This window comes from Saccharibacillus sacchari (genome assembly GCF_037722395.1).
In the GTDB taxonomy this organism is placed as follows: Bacteria; Bacillota; Bacilli; order Paenibacillales; family Paenibacillaceae; genus Saccharibacillus; species Saccharibacillus sacchari_A.
The window spans coordinates 209,514-234,434 of sequence record NZ_JBBKAR010000045.1; the positions used below are offsets into that span (position 1 = coordinate 209,514).

Consider the following 24,921-nt stretch of genomic DNA (forward strand, 5'->3'; position numbering starts at 1 on the left):
GAGCGCCTGTTCACTCCGCCCTCACGTCCCGCAGAACGTTCGGTACCCCTGATCCGCCTCCGGCGGAAGCTGCGCGTATTCCGCCTGATCCGCGGAATGGTCATACGGCCGTGCCAGCACCGCCAGCAGGCGGTGCAACGGGCCGTAATCGCCGCTGTCCGCCGCGGCCGCAAGCGCTTCTTCCACGCGATGATTGCGCGGAACAACCGCAGGATTGTGCGCGCGCATGCGCCCTTGCACCTCATCCGGCGAATCCGCCTGGTGCCCCAGGCGTTCCCGCCACCGCTCGCGCCACACGCGATACTCGCCGCTGGCGAGCAGCGCGTCCGCGCCAGGGAAAGACGTCGGCCGGAACGTGCCGCCGCCACTGCCGCCGATCCCGGAAAAGTCCTCCTCCGCGTTGCCCGCGTCTTCGGCGCCTTCCGCCTCAGGCGCAGGCACCCCGAACGTCAGACCCGCGAACGTATTGCTATAATCCGCCCGGAAAGCTTTCATCAGATCCAGCAGATCGGCGATCAGCTTCTCGTCTTCTTCTTCCCGGTCGGACAAGCCGAGCTTCGCCCGCATGCCGTCGAACCAGATGTTCAAATACAAACGTTCGAACCCGGCGAGCGTCTGCTCCGCAATCTCCATTCCGCGATCCGCATCCTCGTCGAATAGCGGAATTAGCGTCTCCGCCAGGCGCGACAAATTCCAGAGCGTCATATACGGCTGGTTGCCGTACGCGTAACGCCCTCCGGTGTCGATCGAGCTGAATACGGTCGACGGATCGTAAGCATCCATAAACGCACATGGCCCGTAATCGATCGTCTCGCCGCTGATCGTCACATTGTCGGTATTCATGACGCCGTGAATAAAGCCTACCAGCATCCAGTCCGCCACAAGCTTCGCTTGCCGTTCCACGACGCCGCGCAGGAAGCGGACGTAGCGGGCTCCGTCTGCGTTCGAGCTGTCTGCCGACTCGGCAGGCGCAGGTTGACCCGCTTCATGATGAACGGTCTCGCGGCTTGCGTCCAACGATTCTGCCGCGGAAGATCCCTCGCCGTCCGCATCGATCTCCGGATAATGCCGGGCGATCGCGTAATCCGCGAGCGCGCGCAGCGCATCCACGCCGCCCCATTGCAGCGCGTACTGGAACGTGCCGACGCGCAGATGGCTGGCCGCGACACGGGTCAATACCGCGCCCGGAAGCGGCGTCTCGCGCCGGATAGGCTCCCCGGTTGTCGCGACGGCCAGGCTGCGCGTCGTCGGAATCTTCAGGGCGTGCATCGCTTCGCTGATGATATACTCCCGCAGCATCGGGCCGAGCGCGGCGCGGCCGTCGCCGCCGCGCGAGAACGGCGTCCGGCCCGAGCCTTTGAGCTGGATATCTACGCGATGACTGGCTGGGGTCAACTGCTCGCCGAGCAGCACCGCACGCCCGTCGCCGAGTCGATTGAAGTTGCCGAACTGATGTCCCGCATAAGCCTGCGCGATCGGATGCGCACCTTCCGGCAGCTCGTTTCCGGCAAATACGGCAGCCGCTTCGGGACTGTGCAGCCATTCCACATCCAGCCCCAGTTCTCCAGCCAACGCATCGTTCAGAATAACAGCCTTCGGCTCCGCCACGGGCACGGGCGGAAGCGAACTATAGAAAACTTCGGGCAATCGGGCGTAACTATGGTCAAAATGCCATCCGGCGTATCCGCCGGATGAACCTTTTCCAGACTCTTCAGTCATGAGACAAGCCTCCTTGTTCAAAATGTTCCTCTCCCTTAGAGTAGAGGAGAACAAGATACATTTCCAGTTTAGGAGGAGAACAGGTGGAAGGAAATCTTCTGATTATCGAGGACGATATAGGCATCAGCGATATGATCGCGGATTATATGAAGAAAGAAGGCTACCGTTCCACCGTCGTGCATGAAGGCAACCGGGCGCTGGAACGCTTCAAAGCCGACCGTTACGATCTGGTGCTGCTTGACCTGATGCTGCCCGGACTCAGCGGCATGGACGTGCTTCAGCAGCTTCGAACCGTCACGCGTGTCCCGATCCTGATCGTGTCCGCCAAAAACAACGAAGTCGAGAAAGCGCTCGGCCTGCGGTTCGGCGCCGATGATTATATTTCGAAGCCTTTTTCCCTGATTGAGCTGTCGGCCCGGATTCAAGCTTCGATCCGTCGCGCGACGCAGTATTCGATCCCGGAGGAACAAGCCGCTATTGAACCGACCGAGCCGAAACTGCTGACAGCGGGAGATCTCGTCGTCGACCCGGACAATTTCAGCGTGCGCAAGAGAGGCGAAGAAGTACGTTTGACGGCAAAAGAATTCCAGATTCTCAAGCTGATGCTTCAACATCCTTCCCGCGTATACACGAAAGCCATGCTGTACGAGCAGGTCTGGAACGAAGAATATTACAACGACGACAACGCGATCAACGTGCATATGCGCAGATTGCGCGAGAAGATCGAGGATGATCCTTCCAATCCCCGCTATATCGTCACGCTGTGGGGTATCGGCTATCGGCTGGGGGAACTGTGATGGGAGAGCTGTGGTGGATCGGTCTGCTTCCTGCCGGAATACTGCTCGTCTTGTATATCGGGGAAAAGCTGCGTGTCCGCAAACTGCGGCGCGACCTGGCTTATATGAACGAAAAGCTGCTGGCGTTCACGGCTCCCGAGCATATTCCGGGCCGCGAGCGATTGCTCGTCGTGACCGGAGAGCCGGAACTGCGTGAACTGCTGCAAAATATCAACTTGCTGCTGGATCGGGCGGCGGAGTCGGCTTCCGGTTACGCCCGCACCGAACGAGCGATGCGCCGAATGCTGTCCAACGTGTCGCATGATCTCAAAACGCCGCTCACCGTCGTGATGGGCTATGCCGAAGTGCTGGAGCGCAGCCCCGAACTGACCGATACGGAGCGTCGCGACATGCTCGGCAAAGTGTACCGCAAAACAGTCGAGGTGCATGAACGCATCAATGCCTTTTTCGATCTGTCCAAGCTGGAGTCCGACGATTACGATCTGCCGCTCTCACCCATTGATGCCGCCGAAGCCTGCCGTCAGCGTATCCTCGGTTATTTCGACCTGCTTGCGGACCGGGGCTTCGAAGTTGAGCTGGATCTGCCGGAACAACCTGCCTGGATCTATGCGAACGCCGACGCGTTACACCGCATTTTGGATAATCTGCTCTCCAACGCGATCCGGTACGGGTCGGACGGCGGTTATCTGGGCCTTCGCCTGACTCGCTCCGAGAGCAGCGTCACTATCGAAGTCATCGACCGGGGCAAAGGCATTCCGGCTTCCGAGCAGCTTCGGGTATTCGAACGCATGTACACGCTGGACGATTCCCGCAACCGCGGATTTCAAGGCAGCGGTCTGGGACTTGCCATCGTGAAAAGACTAACGGAGCGGCTGGAAGGCACGGTGACGCTGACGAGCGAACCGGGGATTCGGACTTGTTTTACGCTGATTTTCCCGGCTTCGTCTTATGTCCCGCCTACTCCTGCACACGGAACGTAAGAAATAAGTAAGAATCGCGACAGGGAAAAGACAGCCTCGCCCGATAACATGGAGACATGAAGAAAACAAACGACAAGGAGTGAGCAAAACCATGACGAACACAATACGCACACGGATGCTCAGCAAAAGTTATCGGTCGGCGGATGTCGTATCCAATGTCGAGATGACGGTAAAGCAGGGCGAGATTTACGGATTCCTCGGTCCGAACGGAGCGGGGAAGTCCACGGTGATGAAAATGCTGCTGGGGCTGGTTCAACCGACAGGCGGCGAGATCGAATTGTTTGGCGAGAAGCTGGTTCCCGGTCATAACGCACACTTGAAACGAATCGGGCATTTGATCGAAACACCTGCCTTTTACGACCGCATGACGGCTCGGGAAAATTTGGAGCTGCACGCGGAATACATGGGCTACCACAGCAAAGGCGCGATCGACGAAGCGCTGCGGATGGTACAGCTCATCGGAACGGATCGCAAGCCGGTCAAGCAATTCTCGCTCGGGATGAAGCAGCGGCTCGCGATCGCGCGCGCAATCTCTACCCGTCCCGAACTGTTGCTGCTCGACGAGCCGATCAACGGATTGGACCCGGAAGGCATTCAGTTGATGCGCGGGCTGTTCCGCAGACTGCGCGACGAATGGGGCATCTCGATTCTGATCTCCAGCCATTTGTTGTCGGAAATCGAACAGATCGCGGACACGATCGGCGTCATCAACGACGGACGGCTGCTGCGCGAAGTCTCGCTGGACAGCGTACGGGAATCGACGGCCGCCTTTGTGGAGATTTCGACGCCGAACGTCGCACTGGCCGCTTACGTGTTGACGGAAAAGCTGGGGCTGGATCAATTCAAGCAAGTGGATGATCATACGCTGCGCGTTTATGGTACCCAGGTGCCGCAGGAGACGTTGTCGAAAACACTCATTTTACATGACGTGTCGATCGAATCGATCAACCGGCGTCATCATTCATTGGAAGAATACTTTTTCGATATGATCAAAGGAGGCGACAACCATGCTGCATCTCGTCAAACTGGAGCTTAAAAAAGGAAGTCTGCGAGGTTACGTCTACGGAGCTTTGATCGCTTACGCGGCGATAGCCGGACTGTTGATGCTGATGTATTTTATCAAAGACGACCCTTCCGCCGCTCCCGCGTTCCGCACTCAGGCCGAAATGCTGTCGATCGTGAATACGATCGTATGCGCGACCTTTATCGTCTACTCGTCTGCGCTATTGTCCAAACTCGTGATCAGCGAATTCAAAGACCACACCATGACGCTGTTGTTCACGTATCCGATCAGCCGCAAACAGTTGATTTTCGCCAAGCTGTCGATCGTGTTCGTCTGGTGCTTCGTCGCGATCGTACTGGGCAACGTGCTGCTGGACGCACTGCTGCTGGGCGTGAACCATTTCGTCGGCGACGTGGCTCCTACTACCCTGACGACGGCCGATCTGCTGCGCCAATTCGGCTACGTGACGCTGCAAGCGGTTGGCGCGGCGGGCATGAGCCTGCTGCCTCTGGTGATCGGACTGCCCCGCCGCTCGGTATCCGCCACGATCGTGTCGTCGATCTTTATCGTCTCGATCGTGTCGTCGAATAACTTTGGCTTCTCGCTCAGTTCGATTATCGCGATTCCGCTGTCGCTCGCCGCGATCGGGATCATCGGCGCATATCTCAGCTTCCGCAATATCGACCGGGCGGACGTGGCTTGAATCGGATCGGACGTTGCATAAAAAAGAAAAAGAAGCCAGCAAAAAACAGGAATTTTTCGATTGCGGGATCGCCGTCGAAAAATTCCTGTTTTTATTCCTGTTTTTTTTGCAAGTATACTTGCCGCCAACCGTGGCTCCGCTCGGCGCAAATCCGCAAAGACCGCCTTATTTTTTCACATGCAACGCAAACTCCTTATTAAGCAGAAAAGGACGGAAATACCCATTCAGATTCGATAGCGGCAGCACTTCCGGCTTCAACGCAATGCCCAAGACCTGCTCCATGTATTCGCGCCGTTCGAGCATACGCGCCCAGACATCCGGGTATGCGTCGGCCAGCTCTCGGCGCAACTGTTCGTCCGCAATCGCCACGCCATCCTCCGCGCTTGCGCCGCCGTAACCCGGCACGGACGGAATGATATCCATCTGCAGCAACATACCGCTTTGCACCGGAATATCCGATTGCGGGTAAAAAGGCGACGACAACCATTCTTCGCCCGCCGTCAGATGCCCGGGATTCAAATGCCAATGATAGCGCGACTTCGGCATCACGGATTCGATGATCTCGTACATGGCGCCTCCGGTAAGCCCGATTGCCAAATGCTCGTACCAGGTGGCGGCCGCCCGGTAGTACGGAATCGCGACCGCATCCAGATAATCGGCGACTTCTTCGGGAAGCTGCTCCGCCGACGATACGACATACCCGGAACGGCTGGTCAAGCCTCCCCGATAACCGAGCGTAGCTGAAAACTTATCTCCGACCCGAACCTCTTTGTTTCGCGGCGCGACCACGGCGTTGGTGAAACGGTCGCCTGTCGCGCAGATCGTCTGCACGTTGTTCGGCTGACCGTACACGGCCAATTCATGCGCCAGTTCCATTTCCGTCATCCCCGGCTCCAGCTTGTCCAGCAGCCGCAGCACGCGATCCGAAGCTTGGGAAGCCCCGAATTCGTAATGCGCGATCTCGTTGGCATTCATGCGGACGCGCGCCCCGTGATCCGGATCGATAAACAACCCTGTCGCGTTCAAAACTCGTCCATGTAGGCCCGTAATGTGTTTGACGGCTTCCACGATAAACGAAGGAACGTCGAACAATTGCGTATTGTCATCCACCGCGCTCGTAAACAGCTTCCAGCCGACAATCCCCACCTGCATGCCCGGCTTCACGCCCGCATCGCCCATCAATTCGGTCAGCGTGCGCGTGTTGCCCATCGGCTGGTTCGGCAGCGAAAAATGCGGAGTATGCACGACTTCCGCAGCGATTCGGCTATACTGCGCCATCCGCAGCGATTCGTTGCCTAGCATCAGCGTGGCTGTACCATCGGCTTGCAGCATTAGAACCGATTCCTCGAATCTCGGCTCATATCCGGTCAGATAACCGAAATTGGTTCCATGCTCGCGATCCGCATAAATGACCAGCAATTGCAGACCCGCCGCGTTCATTCGCTCCAGAATATTTTGCTTGTGCCGAGCAAGTGTGTCGTCCGTCAGATCAACCGGTGTTTGAGCGGGTTGGGTAGTCGGTTTTGGGATTTGCGCATAGGTCACGGTCCGGGATAAAAGGTACTGGGCTTCTTTTGTCATAGCGTCCTCGCTTTCCGTTAGGATTGAAAAAAACCCTTGCCTATAGATCGTATATGGATAGGGTGACTTTCTCGGTTGATTTATCGTTCATTCGTATAGGATGCTCTGCCGCAAACTTTTTCCCATTCCGGCCATGACAGGATCGGCAGCTCCGGTCTCGGTTGATCCGGCAGCATCGCCAGCAGCTCAATCGAATGGCCGTCGGGGTCTTCGAAATAGATCGAAACGGCTGGCATAAACGGGAATACGCTCAGCGGCGCATCGCTTTCCCCGAAAAAGTTCGTTGCGGCGATCCCTTGTTCATTCAGCATTTGCCGAGCCGACTCCAGATCGGCCAAGTCCACACGGAACGCAAAATGCTGGCGCTGCACAAGCGGCGACGGATAGTTTTCCCGGATGCCGAGCATCGCTTCGCCCGCGCGTCCGATCCAATAAAACTTCGACTTCCGCGCAGCATCCTCATGCAGCGGAATCAAGCCGGGCAACCGTTCGTAAAAAGCGGCCGAAGCCTCGTAATTGCTGACATTGATATGGGTTTCGAATAGTCCTTTGATCATGCTGGTTTCCTTTCTTTACAATCAATTCATCTCGCTTTTAAACTCGGCCAGCATTTGATTTATGATTTCGACTGCAGACATTATTCGAAGTCCTCGTCTTCGATGAGTTGAAGAATTCGCGATAACGGCCTGCGCATCTTTGTTTCTTGTGTTTTGCACGACGAATATTTTTTCGCTAGGCTCTTTTTGAGCATAAATATCCAAAATCTCTGTCAATTTTTTGGTCCGCGTGACGTCTGTGACGGTCAGCACTTGATCTTGAAGAAAAGACAAAACTTCTGAGGTCGCAGGCGTATAATGAACGTTTTTTGTATTCTTTTTACCTTTATCGTCTTTTAAGGCAGGCATGGTCGCAATTCCATATAGATATTTCTTTTTGAAGTTAAAAATAGTACAAGCTCTGAAACGTGATTTAACAACACACTTGAAACAAGCTTTTACACCGCAACCTCGAATCTTTTATAAAAATAAAGCGTCGTGCCGATCTCCGGGTTGAACGCCTGCTTGAGCGTATCCGCGCCGCCGAGCACCATGCCCTGCTTGAGGTAAAAGCGGCACGCCGCGAGATTGTCGTCTTGCGCTTCCAGCGACAAGCCCAGCAACTCCTGCTCGCGTGCCCACTTTTCCGCCCACTTCATCAGCAGCACGCTGACTCCCCGTCCGCGATGCGAACCCCGAACAGCGATATTTTCGATATACGCGTAGCGCGTCCAATCCCGCACCAGACGAATCTGACCGATACATTCCGCGCCGTAAAAAGCAAGAAAGATCGCTTTTTCATCGCTGTCGATATACGATTCCCATTCCAAACGATCTTCCGGGAAGCAAATAAAGCTCTTTTTGTCGAACATCTCCTCGGTATGCGTCCAGACTCCATCCTGAAAACTCGGGACCAGACGGCCGAAGATCGGAAACGTCTCGTTCATATCGTTGACGTAAGGGATATGCTCGATGCGGAAACGGACGATTTCAATCCCTGCGAGGGTATGCGTTGGTTCCATGCGACTTCCCTCCTGTTCATGCGTTCTGCGTTCCATTATAGGGCAAAATGAAAAGGGATGCCGATCAAAAGGAAAATCAGCCGGATATTTGATTGAAATTTAAATTAAATGGAATTGTTTATTTTGAAATCGTGATATAAGATTGCGAAAGTCGGTAGCTTGTCAACTCTTAATCAGAGGCTTACGTCCGTCTGAAACGCATGCGCTTTAGGTGCGTTTTGGTTGAAGATTTCGTACACGGTTTAGGCGCGAAATCTGGGAGGGACCTGACCTTACCTTTAGCTTTGACAAGATACTGGTAGCTAGCGAGCATTTCAAAGCGCTATTTCTATGTCATACATCTATAGAGAAGAGGGATTTTTATGAAAAAAATGCAAAAAGCAATCGCGGCTTCCGCATTCGCAGCCGTAGCGGCCGTGACGATCGTTGCGCCAGTTTCCGCAAGCTCGATCGTCAGCACGTCGTCCGTGTCGCAGATCGATATCCGTTCGATGGATCTGGAGACCGCGTTGATGGCCGTTCAGCAGCAGCGTACGCAGTTGTTGGATCAGCAGTTGCAAGACCAAATGCAAGCCGTGCAAGATCGGAATACGCAAATCGCGATCCTGAACTCGCAATTGGCCGAAGCGCAAGCCAACGGCGATACCGCAACGGCAGAAGCTCGCAAAGCCCAGATCGACGCGCTGAGCAACACACAGCAGATGGATATGCTTCGCCTGCAATCGCTGAGCAACAAACGCAACGAAGCGTTCGACGTGATGGCGAACTTCATTAAGAAAATGCAGGATTCGAGATCGTCGATTATCGGGAATATGAGATAGGAAGGCGTTGCGGGAGGACCCGGTTTGAATCGCGTGTTGCCGAAGGCAAAGGCGAGTTTTTCCGAGTCTTCGCCGCGCCAAGCCAGGCTTTGTCCACACGAGTGAAGTACGGGAGCCGAGTACGTTGACCGTGTTCGATATGAGGCTGACGTGCGAATAAATTCGTTTATGCTCTAACAACGCTTTGCAGCACAATGGGATCGGAATTCCGGAAACAAGTGCGTATATGCACTTATTTCCTTCAAATTTTTCGATTCGGAGAGAATAGATGTGAATATGCACTTAATTACTCCGCATCTTGCTTTTTTACGCGTCTTTTCTTCAAATAAATGTAGATTTGCATCTATTTGAAGATCGGGGAGCGAATCGAACGAAATAAGTGTATTTACGCATTTACTTCAACGACTCCCGCTGAAAAAAGCCGATCCGAACAGAAAGACGGCTCGGCGTTCATGGATAGGAAACATGCCAAAAACCGGGCTTCCCTTCAATAAAGGAAGCCCGGTTTTTTGATTCATTTAAGCGTGGAAAAGCGAATTTCTCCCGCAGCCTTTTTCAAGCCCGTCCAGATCCGATACCCCGAGCATGATATTTCGCCATCCCGCTATTCTACTTTACGCGAAGCGGATCGCGCTCACGGACACTTTGCCGTTAAGCACGAAGTACACGTCTTGGCGGCCGTTTACGCCGCTAAGCGAAAGTTGCACGTCATTCCACTGCTGGGCGCCGCCTGCGTCTACCGAAGCATGGCCGACGAGTTGGCCGTCGGCGCCGCCCAGACGGACGTCAATCGAGCCGCCTGCGATGCTTGCGACGCGCACAGTGACAGATTGTGCGCCTGTGCCGAACTCCGCGTCGCGGAACGCGATCCAGCCGGAGTCACCGGACACTTCAATAGCACTGCCACCTTCGTAGCATTCGCCGAGGAACACACCTTCGTAAGCGTCGTAGTTGACGGCTTTGGTCGACTGCGTCAGATCGCGTGGCGGGATCGTTTCGCCGGAGACTTGCAGTTCCGTGCTCAATGGAAGATTGTCCGAAGACGAACCGACGGACAGCGTGTATTTGGCATTTTCAATCACAAAGCGCTCTTGCGTCACGTCCCATACCGCCAGCTCCGACAGCGGAACGCTGAAGGAAACCTCTTCCGACTGTCCGGCGGCCAGCTTGATGCGGCGGAAAGCCAGCAATTGCTTGAGCGGACGCTTCACGCGCGATTGTTCGACGCGACCGTAGAGCTGCACGACTTCTTCGCCGTCCACATCGCCTGTGTTGGTCACCGTAACCGTCAGTTCAACCTTTGCACCTTCCGCAGCGGTCGCGCTTGGAGCAGCGAGCTTCAAGTTCGCATAGCCGAATGTCGTGTACGACAGACCGTAGCCGAACGGGTACAGCGGCTCGCCGTCGAAGTAACGGTACGTACGGTTACCCTGAATGATATCGTAGTCCATAAACTCCGGCAGTTGGTCGACCGATTTGTACCAGGTCATGCTTACGCGGCCGGCCGGATTCTCTTCGCCAAACAGGACGTCGGCTACCGCACGGCCCACTTCCTGGCCTGCGTGCGTCGAGTACAGCACGGAAGGTACGTTTTCGTTAACCCAGTTCAAGGCATACGGATAGCTGCCGATGACGACAACCACCGTATTCGGGTTCACCGCCAGCACTTCCTTGATCAGTTGCTCTTGCGATTCCGGCAGCGTGATATCCGGGCGGTCGACGGTTTCTTTACCGTTGATCAGAGGGTGGTTGCCGACGAACACAACGGCAACGTCCGCATTTTTCGCCGCTTCACGCGCCGCTTCGAATTTGTCGGTTACCGTTTCCACTTCGAATACGTCCGCTTGCAAAGCTTCCGCAGCCGAGTTGTCGAGCGCCGATGTGCCGCCCGCGTCGATCTCGTTCGAAGTCTCTTCCGCGCGGCCGTCGCCGGACAGCAGTTCGCCGTTTTCTCCGACCGTAACCGGCGTGTCTTTCCATGTCGAGAAGGTTACGGATGAAGCGTCCCCGTTTTCTCGGCGAGCCAGAAAGACTTCTTTCGTGAACCATTCCCAGATGCGGTTTGCCGATGCTTTCACGATGCGGTCGTCCGTGGTCAGGTACAGACCGTTTTGTTCGGCAATCAGCGTCGTGTTGTCCCAGCCCCAATCGGTCAGCTCGAATACGGAACCCTGCTCGGCCGAATCGGCGGATGCTGACAAAGGCGATTCTTCTTTTTGCTCAAGCGCGACGTATTTGCCGTTCTTTTTCAACTTCAGCTTGATGCGATCCGTACCGCCCGCGAACGTCGTTTGTCCGCTTTTGCCTGCCGCGTCCAGCTTTTCCTGAATGCCCGCCAGCGGCGTGATGGCGTACGGCAGCTCGCCGCTGTACCAGTCGCGATACACGGTTCCGCCCAGCGGCCCGATGACGGCGACGTTGTTCAGCTTATCGGCTTGCAGCGGCAGCGTTTTGTTGTCGTTTTTGAGCAGCACGACGGCTTTGCGCGCAGCTTCGCGTGCCAGCTCGGCGTGTTCTTTTTTCATAATAACCGACTCGTCGATCGCCGCGTACGGGTTGCCTTCTTCCGGATCGAACTCGCCCAGACGGAAACGCACTCTGAAAGTATTGCGCAGCGCTACGTCGAGATCCGCTTCGGTGATTTGCCCGTCTTGCAGCGCTTCGCGCAGCGAAGACTTCATCAGCTCGCCGTCGTCGGTGAGGCTGTCGATGCCGCCTTCTTTGACGGAGCGGGCGACCGCTTCCGTATGCGATTCCAGATAACCGTGGTCGCGCACCGTGCCGGAGACGTCGAACGCGTCGCTGACGACGAAGCCGTCCATGCCCCATTCTTCTTTGACAATGCCGTTGACGTCCGGGTTCAGGTTGGCCGGTACGCCGTTGACCGCATTGTACGACGTCATCATCGACTGCGCGCCGCCTTCTTTGAACGGAATTTCGAACGCTTTGAGGTAATATTCGCGCATATTGCGCGGATCGATGCTGACCGAAGCGTCGCCGCGGCCCACTTCGTTATTGTTGCCGATAAAATGCTTCAAAGTGGCAACCGCTTTCAGATACGTCGGATGATCGCCTTGAATGCCTTTTACCAGTGCGGAGGAAAGTTTACCGGCCAGAATCGGGTCTTCGCCGTAAGCTTCCTCGGTACGTCCCCAACGCGGATCGCGCTCCATATCGACGGTCGGCGCCCACAGCGTCAGTCCGTTGATCTCGGGATTTCGTTTATAAAAGCCGCGGGCTTCGTCGCCGATCGCGCTGCCGATACGCTCCAGCAGCTCTTCGTCCCAGATATTCGACAAGCCGATCGGCTGCGGATAACCGGTCGCTTCGCCCAGCCAAGCCATGCCGTGAGCGGCTTCCGTGCCGTGTTTGTAAGGTTTGACGCCCAGACGCTCGACAGCGGTCTGGTATTGGATCATCAGATCGACTTTCTCCTCCAGCGTGAAGCGGGAGACAAGGTCAGTTACGCGCTCCTCAAGCGGAAGCGATGTATTTTGAAACGGATAGTTGGTTTCGACAGACATGGTGGTCCTCCTTAGAATACGCTTTCTTATCTCTATTTTAAAATAGATGGGCAAAAGCAAACTACCCGGATAATTGGATGCGTTTTCATGCGAGATTTTATGATTTATGATCCATGTGATCTTCAACCCCTCCGGGCAAGAAGATCACATACATCCGCGCCAAGCGACTCTTGAACGCAATCATTCTTTAACGCAATCATTCTTTAACGCAATCGTGAAAAAGCAGCCCTGCCGCCTTTTCATGCGACAGAAGCTGCTTTTCTTATCTTCCTGAAACCTTACGCAAAGTGCGCCAGCTTCACTTAATAACGTCCACCATATGCCAGCGGACTAGCTGCGTCGATTCGAGCCAGATCATCCAACGTCAGTTCAACGTTCACCGCGCCGACATTCTCTTCGAGGTACTTGATACGTTTTGTACCTGGGATAGGCAAAGCCCCCTTGGCAATCGTCCAAGCCAGCGCAAGCTGAGCAACCGTGCACTCCTTTTCTTTGGCAATCTCTTTCAATCGGTCCACAATGTCAATGTTCTTCTGGAAGTTTTCACCTTGGAATCTCGGCAATCTTCTGCGCATATCGTCTGGTGCAAAATCTTCGAACTTCTGAAGTTCACCGGTAATGAAGCCGCGACTCAGAGGACTATACGAGACGAAAGTGATACCCAACTCATTTACGGTAGGCAGAATCTCTTCTTCGACATCACGGCTCCACAACGAATATTCAGTCTGCAAAGCCGAGATCGGATGTACGGCATGCGCACGGCGAATCTCGGCTGCGCTTGCTTCAGACAATCCAAGATAGCGAACTTTTCCCTCTTTAACCAGCTCGGCCATTGCACCTACCGTTTCTTCGATCGGAACGTTAGGATCTACGCGGTGTTGATAATAAAGGTCGATATGATCCAGCCCAAGCCGTTTGAGGCTTTCGTCGGCTGCTTTTTTCACATAATCCGGATGTCCGCCTGCGAAGGTCCAGTTCGGACCGAATCCGAATTTGGTCGCAACGATTGCCTGATCCCTGCGTCCGTCCAATGCTTTACTTAATAGCTGCTCGTTATGTCCATTGCCGTACGTATCTGCCGTATCGAGCAGGGTAACGCCAAGCTCAAGCGCACGGTGTATGGTTTTGATCGACTCCGTATCATCGGCTGCGCCGTAAATGCCTGGAGACATTCCCATAAGACCTAACCCGATCGACGACGAGACAAGTTCACTTTGACCGATTTTTCGCGTTTTCATTCGACCATTCCTCTCTTCAATACAAATCTTTTCGAGGAGTATCTTAGCATGCAAATAAAACAAAGTAAACAATTTTAATTCTTTTTGTCTACTTTGTAAAAGATGTATATCTTCACTTCTTGTCGTCGTATAATGAGGAAAGGAGGGGTTTCGACTTGAACAACCAGACGAATAAACCAGATAAAAAACAAGAGGCTAGGGAGAGATTAATCCCCAAACTGCTTCCACATCTGCGAAAAAACGGGCTCCAATCCGTACGCATGGACGAAATCGCAAAAGCTATGGAAGTTAGCCGGGCGACTCTATATAAATACTTTTCAACCAAGGAAGAGATCGTTGGGTTCGTGATTGGCGGTTTTGCCACTTACATGGAGGATCTGATCGTAAACCCAACACATTCAGAAAAGCGTATAGGCTCGCAATTCCAGCAAATATTCGAGCAATCTATTTCACTGATCGTATATTTCTCCGACGCGTTCCTAAAAGATCTCGAAGCTGGATACCCAGAGTGGTATGACCGGTTCGAAGTAGCCACTAAACAAAGAGAAGCAAACATTTTAGCCTTTTACGACGAAGGAATCCGCAACGGGATCTTCCATGATCTTAACGGTAAACTGCTCATTGCACAGGATGAACTGCTGCGCAGCGTACTGAATCCCAAATACCTAATGACCAATCAGTTGACGGTAGGACAGATTTTGTCAGACTATTACGAGTTAAAAAAAATACAGTTATTTAAGCCTGAAAGCTTGATACTCATCGACGATTCGGTCATGCCTGCAAAAATTGACTATTTGGAGCAGAAGGTTATGAAGAATCTTTTTTGACGAAAAGAATGCTTTAGACATACGAAAAAACCGCCGAGGCTTTTAAGCCTGACTGGCGGTTTTCTTTTTCATCCAATCTTTGTCCCATCCGGCAGCTCTGTATCCGGCTTTAGCAACACAACATCCCCTTGTTCGGGTATCCCGCCCAACACCAGCACCTGCGAGTCAAAGCCCGCGATGCGCCTAGGCGGGAAGTTGACGATACCGACGATCTGCTTACCGATCAGCGTCTCCGCCTCGTATCTTTTCGTGATTTGCGCGCTGGACGTCTTGATCCCGATCTCCGCTCCAAAGTCGATCTCTAGCTTGATTGCAGGTACTTTGGCTTTCGCGAAAAGCTCGGCTGCCGTGATCGTCCCAATGCGCAGATCCAATGCCATAAAGTCGTCAAAAGTCGCCATTCCAACCTCCCTTTCCACTTGCCCCTGTATGCAGGGAATTTAATTTGATATCATCATATCACCAAGATTTCTTTTCCCGTGCAAATAAACATTCGAATGATATTGATATATCGTCATAGAAAGGAAGTTCTCATGGCCAAGCCCTTACACGAAACCATCTCGTTCCCCGACCTCTCCTTCCCCTGCATCCTCTACACCCATACCCTGGACAAAAGCATTCCCGAAGGCCGCGGATTCAACGATCTGCATTGGCACGAAGAGCTGCAAATCACCTGGGTCACGCGCGGGAGTCTGGTCATTCAGGTGAACGGCATCGACCACAAGCTGGAGCCGGGGCAAGCGATCCTCATCAACCGGGGCATGCTGCATATCGCGACGCAATTGACGCGCGGCGGCGAATATCTGAGCTTCAATTTTCCGGAAAAACTGCTCTCTTTTCACGCGGATAGCACGATGGAAGCCAACTATGTGCTGCCGTATACGCGTTCCTCCCTCGTGTCCTTTTTCATCAAAGGAGAAGCGGAATGGGAGAAGCGCGTGCTGGATATGCTGCAAGACATGAGAAAGATGTTCGATTCGGCCAAAAGCTGGGGCTGGGAATACGAAGTCTCAATCAAGACGGTTCGACTATGGTTCCTGTTGATCTCCAACCTGACGCTGTCACCCGAAGAAACGCCCAAGCACGAGAAAAGGCAGCAAGAGCGTTTGCAGCTGATGCTCAGCTTTATCCATCAGCGGTATGCCAGCCCGATCACGTTGCAGGATATCGCCGACGCCGCGCATTTGAGCATCTCGGAGTGTACCCGGAGTTTCAAAAAAACGATCCGCACCACGCCGTACGATTACCTTATCAAATACCGCATCAAAAAAAGCACCGAGCTGCTGACGTCGACGGATCGCACCGTCACGGAGATCGCGGGCAAGACCGGATTCAACCACGTGAACCATTTCGTGCAATGTTTCAAAAAGATTCAGGGCCGCACGCCGAAAGAGTTTCGGAAAGTCGGCAGCATGAGCGGGGAGTGACGGGGTGCGGATTCCCATGCGGCAGCGGCAAAAGCAAAAAGCTTCGCGAACGAATAGCACCATGACCGCTTACGATGTTAAGTTACGCTCATCGAAAAATCGCTTGAACCGTACGGGTTTCCGATGAACGAAAGCCTTAAATTTGATGCGGTCAAGGTAATAGGTGCAGATATGCACTTATTTCTTACGATCTGCTTCGTTTTTTGAAAATAAGTGCCAAAGTGCAATTAATCCGCTCGCGATGGCCCGGATTTGCGACTTTTGGCTCGAATAGTTGCATTTGCGCACTTATTTTGCAATTCGGACCGAGTCAGAGCGAAATAGTTGCAGATCCGCACTTATTTATCGACCGTTCTGCTCTATCCGGCTTCTACTTTCTGTCCGGCTTCTACTTTCTGTCCGGTCTCTCCGTTTATCCGGTTCCGGACGCAAAAAGGCTGTCCCGGCGGCGTTGAACGCTTTCGGGACAGCCTTTTATACGGAAAAACCAATATTGCTTGCTTCATCGCTTACTCCTATATCGCTTAGTGCTCTATCGCCTTTTGCCAAGCTCGCTAACCCTTATCGACGATCAGCACAGCGCGTCGACCGGCTCCTGCCGACCGATTTTCAATCCTCGCAGATCGCCCAGCAGCTCGTCGATCTCCTCCTCCGTCGTGCCCCAGCTGGTGCAGAACCGAACGGCGGTATGCTGCTCGTCCACCTTTTCCCACGTCGTGAACGTATGCTTGGCTTTCAACTCTTCCAGCAGATCGTTCGGCAGGATCGGGAATTGCTGGTTGGTCGGCGAGTTGTGCAGGACGCCGTAGCCCAGCTCTTGAAGACCGTTGCGCAGCTTCATCGCAAGGCTCACCGCATGACGCGAGATTTCGAAGTAGAGGCCGTCTTCGAAAAACGTCTCGAACTGGATACCGAGCAGACGTCCCTTCGCGAGCAGACCGCCGCGCTGCTTGATCAGGTAACGGAAATCGCGCTTGAGCGCTTCGTTCAGGATCACGACCGCTTCGCCCATCAGCGCGCCCAGCTTGGTGCCGCCGATGTAGAAGACGTCGGTCAGGCGCGCCAGATCGGCCAGCGTCACGTCGCTGCCTTCGGCGGCAAGCGCGTAGCCGAGACGCGCGCCGTCGACGAATAGCGGCAATCCGTATTCCCGGCACACGGCGCTGAGTGCTTCGAGTTCCGCCAGATCGTATACCGTGCCGTTCTCCGTCGATTGCGAGATATACACCATGCCCGGCTGCACGACATGTTCTTTTGCCCCGTCATTCAGATGGCCTTCGTACGCTTCGCGTACCTGCTCCGCTGTAATCTTGCCGTTTTGATGCGGGAGCGTCAGCACTTTATGCCCCGTCGATTCGATCGCGCCAGTCTCGTGTCCGGCGATATGTCCGGTGTCGGCTGCCAATACGCCTTGATGCGGACGAAGCAGCGCGGCGATCACGGTCGTATTGGTCTGCGTGCCGCCGACAAGGAAATGAACGTCCGCGCGATCTGCCGAACAAGCCTGGCGGATCAGGCCGCGTGCGCGCTCGCAATGCTCATCCGTTCCGTAGCCGCTGGTTTGTTCACTATTGGTTTCCAGCAAACGTTGCAAAATACGCGGGTGTGCGCCCTGGGTGTAATCACATTCGAATCGGGTCATGGTTAATCTCTCCAATTTCTGTATGGGTCTTGGCCGGATGTATCGGTCAACAGCCGTTTTCTCCATGATACTCCGTCCGAAGCGATTTTTGTATATTTATACGAAAAAATTTAAGATAAATGTTTTCTATAGGCGGACTTTGTTCGGATAAAGAAAGCAATAAAGCGCACGGTATCAAAGAACATGAAAATCACGACTACCCATACTCCGAAAATAATAGTCCATTCATGAAGGACATTTATTATTTCCCATGCGTACTGCTCAAACAGCTTTTCCGACTGAAGCGTAAAGCCCATAAATATCCCCCATGCAATCGTGCCTGACCAGGGCATGTCTGAAGTATTTCGAACCCCGCGCAATACGCGCACGGTCGCCACAGCTTCAATCCACAACAGAAGAAGCGCGGCCACGCCCCATATCCCTATCAGCAAACCAGGCGGAAAAACGGAAGATCTCAACGCTGCCCAACCGGTGATCGCCACAGCCGCATAGATCAGACGATCGGCTGCGGCTCCGCCGTGTCCCCTTTTCCTTTTCTGCTGACGATAGCGCAAAAAGAGAACCCCGATCCCTATGATATAAAAGATAACGCCGAGCAGCACCAGCACCCGATACGCCAGATACTCCTGTGCTCCGAACGCCTCATGCAATTGCAGCGAAACGGCCTGAAGCGACAAAACGGGCAGCAGAATCGTTCCGTCCAGCTCCAGATGCCTTTTACCCGCAGCGATCTCCCCCGTAGCCAGCGACACCGCAAACAGATCGAACAGCAGCAGCGCGACGTTCAGAACACCGAGCGGAACCCAGATCACGTGCAATTCCGGGAAAACCCTTTGCGCGATCAGAAGCAGAAAAGCCGTTCCCGCCGTCCATGTCCCGATAAAAAGGCGTTCGACAGGATCGTTCCAGTGCTGTATCCGAAAATTCCCTCGACGTGCCGAACCCAGATAAGCAGCGAATAAACACAATCCCAATACCAACGCCAGCACGACCATTCCTCGGGTCCAGATCGAATCCGTCCCTGTCCAATAAATGCCTGCAATCTGTGTAAAAAGAGCTATCGCAAGTACGGCTAATCCTGCTTTCGTGGGTACAACAGGCATCCGAACGAAGAACCCTACGCCAGCAGCAATCAAAATAAATGCGATCGGGACGGCAATCAGCATGGATGTTCCTCCTTGATGTGTGAATGATCTCAACACGAAAACGGCAACCCCGGATTCGAAGGCCACCGTTTTACATGTATACCCGCAAACTCAGCTTCGTGTCGGCGTATGTCCAATTCCCGTCAAAAAGACTTTCCAAGCAATCGCCAATGTCTGATCATAAGCCTGTCGCGTCTCGTACACCAATTGAATATCCAGCCCGTCCATCATCGTCATGCAGGCGACCATGCACTCTTCCGGCGGCAGATGCCCGACTTTCGCTTTTTCGAACAAGGCCGTCAGCTCTGCTTTTAGAACGGACAGATAGCGACGGTATTCGAACAGCACGAAATCCCGAACTTCAAGCGGCGTTGTAAAAGAGAACACGAACATCAGATGCATCCCCGGACGGGTCAGATAACGGTTCTTATGCTCGATCAGATAGCTATGCAGCCGATCTTCCCAAGCCTTGTTCGACGTATCGCCGAAGAAGCCGCGTACAAAAGCAATCTCCTCTTCGACGACTTCCCCGTACAGCTCCGTCAGCAATTCTTTTTTACCGGAAAAATGATACGCCATCGATTGCTTGCGAATCCCTGCTTCCTCGGCAATCTGCGACATCTTCGTACCCTCGTAACCATGCAGGTTAAACTGCGAGATAGCCGCTTCTTTAATCTTTTCCCTACTCAATGACAGCCCTCCGTCAGGCCGGATCAGACCTTCTTTTTCCGATTTTGGATCGCGTATCCCGCATATAGCAGCAGATAAACGACCATCACCGCGATAGCCACATCATACACCAATTCGTAGGAAAATGCCGAAGCGACCAAACCGAGAATCATCGCGCCGCCGCCAATCCCGAGATCGAAAAAGTTGAAAAAAGACGCCATCGCGTTCTCGTGCTCATGTTCTTCAACCAAGTTGACGCACCAGGTCTGGATCGCCGGAAAGACCGCGCCGAAGCCAAGTCCGTACAGCACCGCGGATAACAGGAACAGCGTCTCGCTTCCGGCCAGGGTAAGCAGCCAAATGCCAGCAATCATAAAGAAGGCTGAAGGAACAAGCACGGAACCCGGACCGAGGCGGTCAAACATTTTACCCGAAACAAGTCGAACTACGAAGCTTGCCGCCGCCACGATAAAGAAGAACCAGGCCACCGACCCGAACCCTTTTTCCGCAGCATACAACGCAATAAACGACATGATCGATCCCGCAGCGATACCGACCAGCAGAATGAGCAGCGACGGAAACAGCACTTTACGCTCGATCAGCTTGATTTTGGACTCGGCCTGGGCGGCTTCCTTGCCGGTGTCGGCCTGCGGCGTGCGCGAAATGAATACGGTCATCAGCACGGCGAGCAGCAGGATAAACGCGCCGCCGAAAAACAGATTGTGGAAATCGTAACGCATCAGTATAGCCGTGCCGATCAGCGGGCCGACCGATACGGCTACAGTCTCGCCCACGCCGAAGTAGCCCAGACCTTCCCCGCGACGTTCTTTCGGAATGTTCGCCGTCGCCAGCGTTGCAAAATACGTGGTCGCCAAACCGAAGCCCAGACCGTGCAACACGCGAAATACCAGAATCATCCCGATGCCCGTCGACAGATAGTAAGCCCCGGTCATCAACGCGCAGATCGCAAGTCCGGCCAGCAGTAGGTATTTTTTATCGAACTTCGCCGCCAACTTGGCCGTGAACGGACGAATCAAAATCGCGGAAAACATAAAAATACCTGTCACCAGTCCGACTTGCGACGCGCCTCCGCCCAGCTTCGAAACGAACAGCGGCAGCGTCGGCAGCATCATCTCGAACACCATGAAGAGCAGCGCGTTCGCTACCATGATCAAAATAAAAGATCGGCTCCATAGCCGGGCAACCGGCGCCGTCAAAACTTTTGTACTCATCTCTACCTCCGTTAAAGCTTGAATTTGATATGAGATGGATTTTATCTGACCACAGTCAGTTTGTAAAGTTTATAAATAAAAAAAAGCACAAACTCTTTTCGAAGAGTTCATGCTTGCGGTTTGTAGAACATAGGGCAAAGCAAATCGACTTTTCGGACTGCTGCCCGCTGTTCACAAATACTTCTGCAAATTGTCCCAGACCACCTTATAGCCGTTCGCGAACATATGGATGCCGTCCATCGTGTAGGCTTCGTTCAGATTGCCGTTCTCGTCCGTAAGGCCCTGGTTGACGTCGAGATATTGGAGTCCGAGCCGTTCGGCGAGCCGCTGCACCGCTTCGTTGGCTTGGGCGAGCGTTCTGTTGTTGCGGCGCGAAAAAAATTCGGCGGCTCCCGCAGGATCGACGCCGGGAAACTCCGCTTCCGCGTTGACCGGATAATACTTCAGCAAAGCGATGCGACAATCGGGCAGCCACTCTTGTACCCGCCGCAAAATCTCCTCGTAACGCTCGACCAGTCCGGCAACCGTATAATCCGGTTCGCCGAGGTCGTTGGTTCCGATATTGATAAATAGACGCGACGGCTCCAGCTCCAAAATACAGGCGTCGAGCGAAGCCGACAGCTCCCGTGTCACAAATCCGGCAACGCCGCGATTGTATACCGTAAACGGCTTGCCGGACGCCTGCTGAAGCTCATGAATCGGAAAAAATTCCATCAGCGAAGACCCCGCGAACACTGTCTGTCCTTTGACGGCATAGCGGTTGAGAATGCGGTAGGCTTGGATTTTGGCTTGTTTGTCGGGTGCGAGTTCCGGTTGGTCGGTCGGGAGATTCGAGGTCATGGGAATTCCTCCTTTGGGTTGGAAAACTATAAGGATCAATAGATTTACAAGAAAAAACTTTAATTTTTCTAAAAAAAAATCATTTCTAAAATCAGTAGTATGCTTTAAACTATGGGTAGCTTTTGAGTCCAATTATGATCGGAGCGATTGAGATGGATCAGTACAGATTTAATCCAGAGCATAGCCAGATGATCGTCAATGCAATTGTAGAAGGATACCACGACTATATCGAACACCGCAAAGATCGTAAAGCCGCGATGAAGATTAGCTCTGCATTTGCTTGGACAAAGGGTAATTTTATTGAAAGTCGCATTGCCGAAGATTCTGCGGGTGAAGGTTTCACTTATAAAAAATCGAAAGCAGGCCTGACCTGGGACTACTTGCAGTTTATTCACCGCGAGTCCAAGATTCTTTTTTTAGTGAAAAACGCAAGTTACTTTAACGAGAACGCTTTTTCGCTGGCTACGCTTCCCGGCGAGACTCGGCCAAGCGGCAAACGGCGTACCTACTTGCACGAACTTTCCAAAATCAATGATGCGTTGGAGTTTCCGGACATCCCTCCTGCAAGGAAAGGCAAAGAAAAAGTGGAACAACTCACTTTATTTATGCCGGAAGAACAAATCAAAGATGAATTGGCAAGCTTCAAATCCTCCTATCAAGAATTCCACATCTTGACTTATAAGTTGGACGAAGCTTATCAAGTCGCCGAAATTATTCATTACCTTCCTAACCCCAAAGACAATGTTGCTTATATGGTAGAAGATCTCTCTGGATTGATCTCCGGAGCTACTCTGACGGATGAAGATCTCGAAGTATTTGCCAAAGAATCCAGCGAAGAGATCGTGGACCCGGCAGCATTCGATATCGGAATTTGGGAAGAAGAACAAACAAACGATTAAAAAGGAGCCTGTGGAAGTTCCAAAACTAGGAGGGAACAGGCATGTTCATTGGTGATAACTTAGCCAATCTACGAATCATGCATGGGTATTCGAGAAAACAGCTCTCCGAAATGCTAGGGGTTACCGAGCAGACGATTTGGCAATATGAGAATGGTTATACGTCTCCTAAAATACAAATGGTGAACGAGCTAAAACGAATTTTCAATGTGAGAAGCAAGTACTTTTATGAACAAGATATGCTTTTGAGCCACAAACATTCTACGAATATCGACATCACAAACATCGCGTATCGTTCCAAACTTTTAAATACGATATCCAAAACTCAATCCGAGGCGAAACATATTGAATTTTTGGATGCCTTTATTGATTATATGACCGCCAAAATCCGAATGCCGTTACTCAAGATTATCCAACTGCGAGATGAAATCATTGACGATCTACAGCATTCTACAGAAGAACGGGTCGTTCAGATCAGAAAAGCAGCCCGTATCGCACGCGAAAAACTGGAGCTTGCGCCCGATCACAATGACGACTTGTTGTTTGCGATTGAGAAAAGCGGCGTTTTTGTTTTTGAAAAAGCGATCGGCGAAGAGATTGATGCCTATAGCCTGTGGACTCAAAATAATCGCCCGTATATCATTCTCGGTAATTTAAAATACTCAGCGGCCCGACGTAACTTTGATATTGCGCATGAACTGGGTCATTTACTGCTGCATTATCGACTGGAATTCAGTAACCTGGATCGAAAAGAGCACAAGATTATCGAAAATGAAGCCAACACCTTCGCCTGTGCTTTTTTGCTTCCGAAAGAAGAATTCTCACGAGACATGGGTAGAATCGCTCGAATCACTAACCCGGATAGCTACCTGGATCTGAAGCAAAAGTGGAAAACATCGCTGCAAGTATTAGGCTATCGGGCTGCGCAGTTGGAATTTATGGAGTCCAAGGAGCACCGGAACTTTTATGCTGCGCTTCATCGAAAAGGATACTTGCAATTGGAGCCATTGGATAGTGACATTTCTGTGCAAAGACCGATGAAAATGAAAAGTATTATTGATTTGGTCGCCACCAAAGACATCATTGATATTCGAAAAATGCTTGATCGGGATTGGAAAGTAGACATCGCATTCTTCTACAAACTGACCGGCATCGAATTTAACTTTTTCAATAAATATCTACGCGCAGAGCAAGATTTCGAATTATTTAGTGTTGCTGACTTTCCGAGAAAATCATCTTATGGAACAAATTAAGCATTCTTTTTGAATGTCCCCACTCCGCTAATTTGGAAGTGGGGATTTTTGCATGAACCTATATACGCATCCTTTGAAGCTGACGCTGAAAAGAAAGTTCCATTTTAAACTTAATTTCTTCGCTCTTCGCAACCTTTTCCGAAAACGGTTCGTCTGGGTAGGCAAGAAAAAGAAAATGACGCTTTCAATCTACTGATCCCATAGGAGGTTTTATCCATGAAAAAGAAATTCGCCGCTTCCCTCATGTCCGTGTCGATCCTGACTGCTTCGCTCGGCGGTTCGATCTTTGCTGCCGCACCTACGGCGTTTAAGGATCTGAAAAACGTAGCCGGACAAGAAAAAATCCAATCGCTGCAAGAGCAAGGTATTATCAAAGGCGTAAGCGCAAGCTCTTTCGCTCCGAATGCTCCGGTGACGCAAGCTCAAGCCGTTCAGTTCATCTCGACCGGTCTTGATCTGGCTTCGCTCGACATCTCGGATATGGACCCGAACGAAACCGCGAACGACTTGTTCCCCGCCGTAAAAAATGACGCTTGGTACGCGGACGCTTTCCTCAAAGCGGCGCAAATCGGCGCAAGCATCCCGGCAGACGTCGATCCGTCGGCCAAAATCACGCGCGAAGCGTACGTCGACTACCTGATGGACACGTTGAAAATAGCGGGCAATCTGCCGATGATCAATATTCTCGTACCGGAGATCGCAGACGAAAGCGACTTCGACATCTCTTCGCTCGGTTCGACGCAACTGGCGATCGCGCTGGACATCGTGCAATTGGACGCCGACAAAAAGTTCCATCCGCAAGAAGAAATCACGCGCGCCGAAGCCGCCGTTATGCTGTATAACGCGATCGGTTACATGAACCAACTGAAACAGCCGATCACGATTCAACCGATCGAAGAAGACGGCGAAATGCACATCCTGCCTATCCCGGTCGAAAAGTAAACTTGACTACCTACACGCCGGATAGCCAGATTGATCGGCATTCTTTCTTATAGCGCTACAAAAAAACGACCGATGCGTCCTTACCCTCGCATCGGTCGTTTTTTGTGCGCTTGCCCGTTTTGTC

The 24,921-nt window shown here is 52.6% G+C and carries 23 protein-coding genes; 10 read left to right on the top strand and 13 right to left on the bottom strand.

Translation table 11 applies throughout. The features are described from left to right. Window positions 1-21: 21 nt before the first annotated feature. The gene (locus tag WKI47_RS17675; RefSeq protein ID WP_340228483.1) at window positions 22-1,719 is read right to left on the bottom strand and encodes a protein adenylyltransferase SelO; all 1,698 of its coding nucleotides are present in this window, start codon (window positions 1,717-1,719) and stop codon (window positions 22-24) included. A gap of 83 nt (window positions 1,720-1,802) precedes the next feature. Between WKI47_RS17675 and WKI47_RS17680 the strand changes: the two genes are divergently transcribed. The 4 genes from WKI47_RS17680 to WKI47_RS17695 all read left to right on the top strand — a co-directional run bounded on the left by WKI47_RS17680 (window position 1,803) and on the right by WKI47_RS17695 (window position 5,202). After that, window positions 1,803-2,516, top strand: coding sequence for a response regulator transcription factor (locus WKI47_RS17680; RefSeq protein ID WP_340228484.1), 714 nt, complete (start codon window positions 1,803-1,805; stop codon window positions 2,514-2,516). Further along, on the top strand, window positions 2,516-3,496 hold the full coding sequence (locus WKI47_RS17685; RefSeq protein WP_340228485.1) for a HAMP domain-containing sensor histidine kinase: 981 nt from the start codon (window positions 2,516-2,518) through the stop codon (window positions 3,494-3,496). The genes WKI47_RS17680 and WKI47_RS17685 overlap by 1 nt, the downstream gene beginning before the upstream one ends. A gap of 91 nt (window positions 3,497-3,587) precedes the next feature. Beyond that, window positions 3,588-4,532, top strand: a complete 945-nt coding sequence (locus tag WKI47_RS17690; protein WP_340228486.1) for an ABC transporter ATP-binding protein — start codon at window positions 3,588-3,590, stop codon at window positions 4,530-4,532. Then, window positions 4,504-5,202, top strand: a complete 699-nt coding sequence (locus tag WKI47_RS17695; protein ID WP_340228487.1) for an ABC transporter permease — start codon at window positions 4,504-4,506, stop codon at window positions 5,200-5,202. The genes WKI47_RS17690 and WKI47_RS17695 overlap by 29 nt, the downstream gene beginning before the upstream one ends. A gap of 165 nt (window positions 5,203-5,367) precedes the next feature. Here WKI47_RS17695 and WKI47_RS17700 read toward each other — a convergent pair whose 3' ends face one another. From WKI47_RS17700 to WKI47_RS17715, 4 genes are all read right to left on the bottom strand, one after another. Continuing rightward, the gene (locus WKI47_RS17700) at window positions 5,368-6,783 is read right to left on the bottom strand and encodes a M24 family metallopeptidase (protein WP_340228488.1); all 1,416 of its coding nucleotides are present in this window, start codon (window positions 6,781-6,783) and stop codon (window positions 5,368-5,370) included. A gap of 80 nt (window positions 6,784-6,863) precedes the next feature. Next, on the bottom strand, window positions 6,864-7,340 hold the full coding sequence (locus WKI47_RS17705) for a VOC family protein (RefSeq protein WP_340228489.1): 477 nt from the start codon (window positions 7,338-7,340) through the stop codon (window positions 6,864-6,866). A gap of 21 nt (window positions 7,341-7,361) precedes the next feature. Further along, complete coding sequence (locus WKI47_RS17710; RefSeq protein WP_340228490.1) at window positions 7,362-7,688, bottom strand: hypothetical protein; 327 nt, start codon at window positions 7,686-7,688, stop codon at window positions 7,362-7,364. Window positions 7,689-7,777: 89 nt separating this feature from the next. Next, window positions 7,778-8,341 (bottom strand): GNAT family N-acetyltransferase, encoded by a 564-nt coding sequence (locus WKI47_RS17715; protein ID WP_340228491.1) that lies wholly within the window; start codon window positions 8,339-8,341, stop codon window positions 7,778-7,780. Window positions 8,342-8,703: 362 nt separating this feature from the next. Here WKI47_RS17715 and WKI47_RS17720 point away from each other — a divergent pair, with 362 nt between their 5' ends. Then, the gene (locus tag WKI47_RS17720) at window positions 8,704-9,162 is read left to right on the top strand and encodes a hypothetical protein (RefSeq protein ID WP_340228492.1); all 459 of its coding nucleotides are present in this window, start codon (window positions 8,704-8,706) and stop codon (window positions 9,160-9,162) included. 614 nt (window positions 9,163-9,776) lie between these two features. Here WKI47_RS17720 and WKI47_RS17725 read toward each other — a convergent pair. Both WKI47_RS17725 and WKI47_RS17730 read right to left on the bottom strand, forming a co-directional pair. Beyond that, window positions 9,777-12,686, bottom strand: a complete 2,910-nt coding sequence (locus tag WKI47_RS17725) for a glycoside hydrolase family 3 C-terminal domain-containing protein (RefSeq protein ID WP_340228493.1) — start codon at window positions 12,684-12,686, stop codon at window positions 9,777-9,779. A 302-nt stretch (window positions 12,687-12,988) separates the two neighbouring features. Then, a complete protein-coding gene (locus WKI47_RS17730; protein ID WP_340228494.1) occupies window positions 12,989-13,924 on the bottom strand; it encodes an aldo/keto reductase in 936 nt (311 codons plus the stop codon). Window positions 13,925-14,079: 155 nt separating this feature from the next. Here WKI47_RS17730 and WKI47_RS17735 point away from each other — a divergent pair, with 155 nt between their 5' ends. Then, window positions 14,080-14,751 (top strand): TetR/AcrR family transcriptional regulator, encoded by a 672-nt coding sequence (locus tag WKI47_RS17735; RefSeq protein ID WP_340228495.1) that lies wholly within the window; start codon window positions 14,080-14,082, stop codon window positions 14,749-14,751. Between the two features lie 68 nt (window positions 14,752-14,819). Here the strand turns inward: WKI47_RS17735 and csaA are convergent, their stop codons facing one another. Further along, window positions 14,820-15,152, bottom strand: a complete 333-nt coding sequence (gene csaA / locus WKI47_RS17740; RefSeq protein WP_340228496.1) for a chaperone CsaA — start codon at window positions 15,150-15,152, stop codon at window positions 14,820-14,822. A gap of 132 nt (window positions 15,153-15,284) precedes the next feature. On the opposite strand from csaA, the gene WKI47_RS17745 reads away from it, so the two are divergent. Continuing rightward, window positions 15,285-16,178 carry an AraC family transcriptional regulator gene (locus WKI47_RS17745; protein ID WP_340228497.1) on the top strand — a complete coding sequence of 298 codons (894 nt, stop codon included), beginning with the start codon at window positions 15,285-15,287 and terminating at the stop codon, window positions 16,176-16,178. Window positions 16,179-16,749: 571 nt separating this feature from the next. Here the strand turns inward: WKI47_RS17745 and WKI47_RS17750 are convergent. The 5 genes from WKI47_RS17750 to WKI47_RS17770 all read right to left on the bottom strand — a co-directional run bounded on the left by WKI47_RS17750 (window position 16,750) and on the right by WKI47_RS17770 (window position 21,706). Then, window positions 16,750-17,820, bottom strand: coding sequence for a low specificity L-threonine aldolase (locus tag WKI47_RS17750; RefSeq protein WP_340228498.1), 1,071 nt, complete (start codon window positions 17,818-17,820; stop codon window positions 16,750-16,752). A 110-nt stretch (window positions 17,821-17,930) separates the two neighbouring features. Beyond that, window positions 17,931-18,986 (bottom strand): hypothetical protein, encoded by a 1,056-nt coding sequence (locus WKI47_RS17755; RefSeq protein WP_340228499.1) that lies wholly within the window; start codon window positions 18,984-18,986, stop codon window positions 17,931-17,933. Window positions 18,987-19,076: 90 nt separating this feature from the next. Beyond that, the gene (locus WKI47_RS17760) at window positions 19,077-19,655 is read right to left on the bottom strand and encodes a TetR/AcrR family transcriptional regulator (protein WP_340228500.1); all 579 of its coding nucleotides are present in this window, start codon (window positions 19,653-19,655) and stop codon (window positions 19,077-19,079) included. Window positions 19,656-19,678: 23 nt separating this feature from the next. Then, entirely contained in the window at window positions 19,679-20,866 is a 1,188-nt protein-coding gene (locus WKI47_RS17765) for an MFS transporter (protein WP_340228501.1), read from the bottom strand. A 171-nt stretch (window positions 20,867-21,037) separates the two neighbouring features. Next, window positions 21,038-21,706: a GDSL-type esterase/lipase family protein gene (locus WKI47_RS17770; protein WP_340228502.1), complete on the bottom strand. Its 669-nt coding sequence runs from the start codon at window positions 21,704-21,706 to the stop codon at window positions 21,038-21,040. Window positions 21,707-21,858: 152 nt separating this feature from the next. Here WKI47_RS17770 and WKI47_RS17775 point away from each other — a divergent pair, with 152 nt between their 5' ends. The 3 genes from WKI47_RS17775 (at window position 21,859) to WKI47_RS17785 (ending at window position 24,797) form a co-directional block, all read left to right on the top strand. Beyond that, window positions 21,859-22,605, top strand: a complete 747-nt coding sequence (locus tag WKI47_RS17775; protein WP_340228503.1) for a hypothetical protein — start codon at window positions 21,859-21,861, stop codon at window positions 22,603-22,605. A 41-nt stretch (window positions 22,606-22,646) separates the two neighbouring features. Further along, the gene (locus WKI47_RS17780) at window positions 22,647-23,855 is read left to right on the top strand and encodes a helix-turn-helix domain-containing protein (RefSeq protein WP_340228504.1); all 1,209 of its coding nucleotides are present in this window, start codon (window positions 22,647-22,649) and stop codon (window positions 23,853-23,855) included. 216 nt (window positions 23,856-24,071) lie between these two features. Continuing rightward, window positions 24,072-24,797, top strand: coding sequence for an S-layer homology domain-containing protein (locus WKI47_RS17785; RefSeq protein ID WP_340228505.1), 726 nt, complete (start codon window positions 24,072-24,074; stop codon window positions 24,795-24,797). The last annotated feature ends 124 nt before the right edge of the window (window positions 24,798-24,921 follow it).

What these genes read in the sequence shown, in the direction of transcription:
- WKI47_RS17675 (WP_340228483.1), bottom strand. Translation starts at nt 1,719, where the DNA reads ATGACTGAAGAGTCTGGAAAAGGTTCATCCGGCGGATACGCCGGATGG.
- WKI47_RS17685 (WP_340228485.1), top strand. Translation starts at nt 2,516, where the DNA reads ATGGGAGAGCTGTGGTGGATCGGTCTGCTTCCTGCCGGAATACTGCTC.
- WKI47_RS17690 (WP_340228486.1), top strand. Translation starts at nt 3,588, where the DNA reads ATGACGAACACAATACGCACACGGATGCTCAGCAAAAGTTATCGGTCG.
- WKI47_RS17695 (WP_340228487.1), top strand. Translation starts at nt 4,504, where the DNA reads ATGCTGCATCTCGTCAAACTGGAGCTTAAAAAAGGAAGTCTGCGAGGT.
- WKI47_RS17700 (WP_340228488.1), bottom strand. Translation starts at nt 6,783, where the DNA reads ATGACAAAAGAAGCCCAGTACCTTTTATCCCGGACCGTGACCTATGCG.
- WKI47_RS17705 (WP_340228489.1), bottom strand. Translation starts at nt 7,340, where the DNA reads ATGATCAAAGGACTATTCGAAACCCATATCAATGTCAGCAATTACGAG.
- WKI47_RS17710 (WP_340228490.1), bottom strand. Translation starts at nt 7,688, where the DNA reads ATGCCTGCCTTAAAAGACGATAAAGGTAAAAAGAATACAAAAAACGTT.
- WKI47_RS17715 (WP_340228491.1), bottom strand. Translation starts at nt 8,341, where the DNA reads ATGGAACCAACGCATACCCTCGCAGGGATTGAAATCGTCCGTTTCCGC.
- WKI47_RS17720 (WP_340228492.1), top strand. Translation starts at nt 8,704, where the DNA reads ATGAAAAAAATGCAAAAAGCAATCGCGGCTTCCGCATTCGCAGCCGTA.
- WKI47_RS17725 (WP_340228493.1), bottom strand. Translation starts at nt 12,686, where the DNA reads ATGTCTGTCGAAACCAACTATCCGTTTCAAAATACATCGCTTCCGCTT.
- WKI47_RS17730 (WP_340228494.1), bottom strand. Translation starts at nt 13,924, where the DNA reads ATGAAAACGCGAAAAATCGGTCAAAGTGAACTTGTCTCGTCGTCGATC.
- csaA (WP_340228496.1), bottom strand. Translation starts at nt 15,152, where the DNA reads ATGGCGACTTTTGACGACTTTATGGCATTGGATCTGCGCATTGGGACG.
- WKI47_RS17745 (WP_340228497.1), top strand. Translation starts at nt 15,285, where the DNA reads ATGGCCAAGCCCTTACACGAAACCATCTCGTTCCCCGACCTCTCCTTC.
- WKI47_RS17750 (WP_340228498.1), bottom strand. Translation starts at nt 17,820, where the DNA reads ATGACCCGATTCGAATGTGATTACACCCAGGGCGCACACCCGCGTATT.
- WKI47_RS17755 (WP_340228499.1), bottom strand. Translation starts at nt 18,986, where the DNA reads ATGCTGATTGCCGTCCCGATCGCATTTATTTTGATTGCTGCTGGCGTA.
- WKI47_RS17765 (WP_340228501.1), bottom strand. Translation starts at nt 20,866, where the DNA reads ATGAGTACAAAAGTTTTGACGGCGCCGGTTGCCCGGCTATGGAGCCGA.
- WKI47_RS17770 (WP_340228502.1), bottom strand. Translation starts at nt 21,706, where the DNA reads ATGACCTCGAATCTCCCGACCGACCAACCGGAACTCGCACCCGACAAA.
- WKI47_RS17775 (WP_340228503.1), top strand. Translation starts at nt 21,859, where the DNA reads ATGGATCAGTACAGATTTAATCCAGAGCATAGCCAGATGATCGTCAAT.
- WKI47_RS17780 (WP_340228504.1), top strand. Translation starts at nt 22,647, where the DNA reads ATGTTCATTGGTGATAACTTAGCCAATCTACGAATCATGCATGGGTAT.
- WKI47_RS17785 (WP_340228505.1), top strand. Translation starts at nt 24,072, where the DNA reads ATGAAAAAGAAATTCGCCGCTTCCCTCATGTCCGTGTCGATCCTGACT.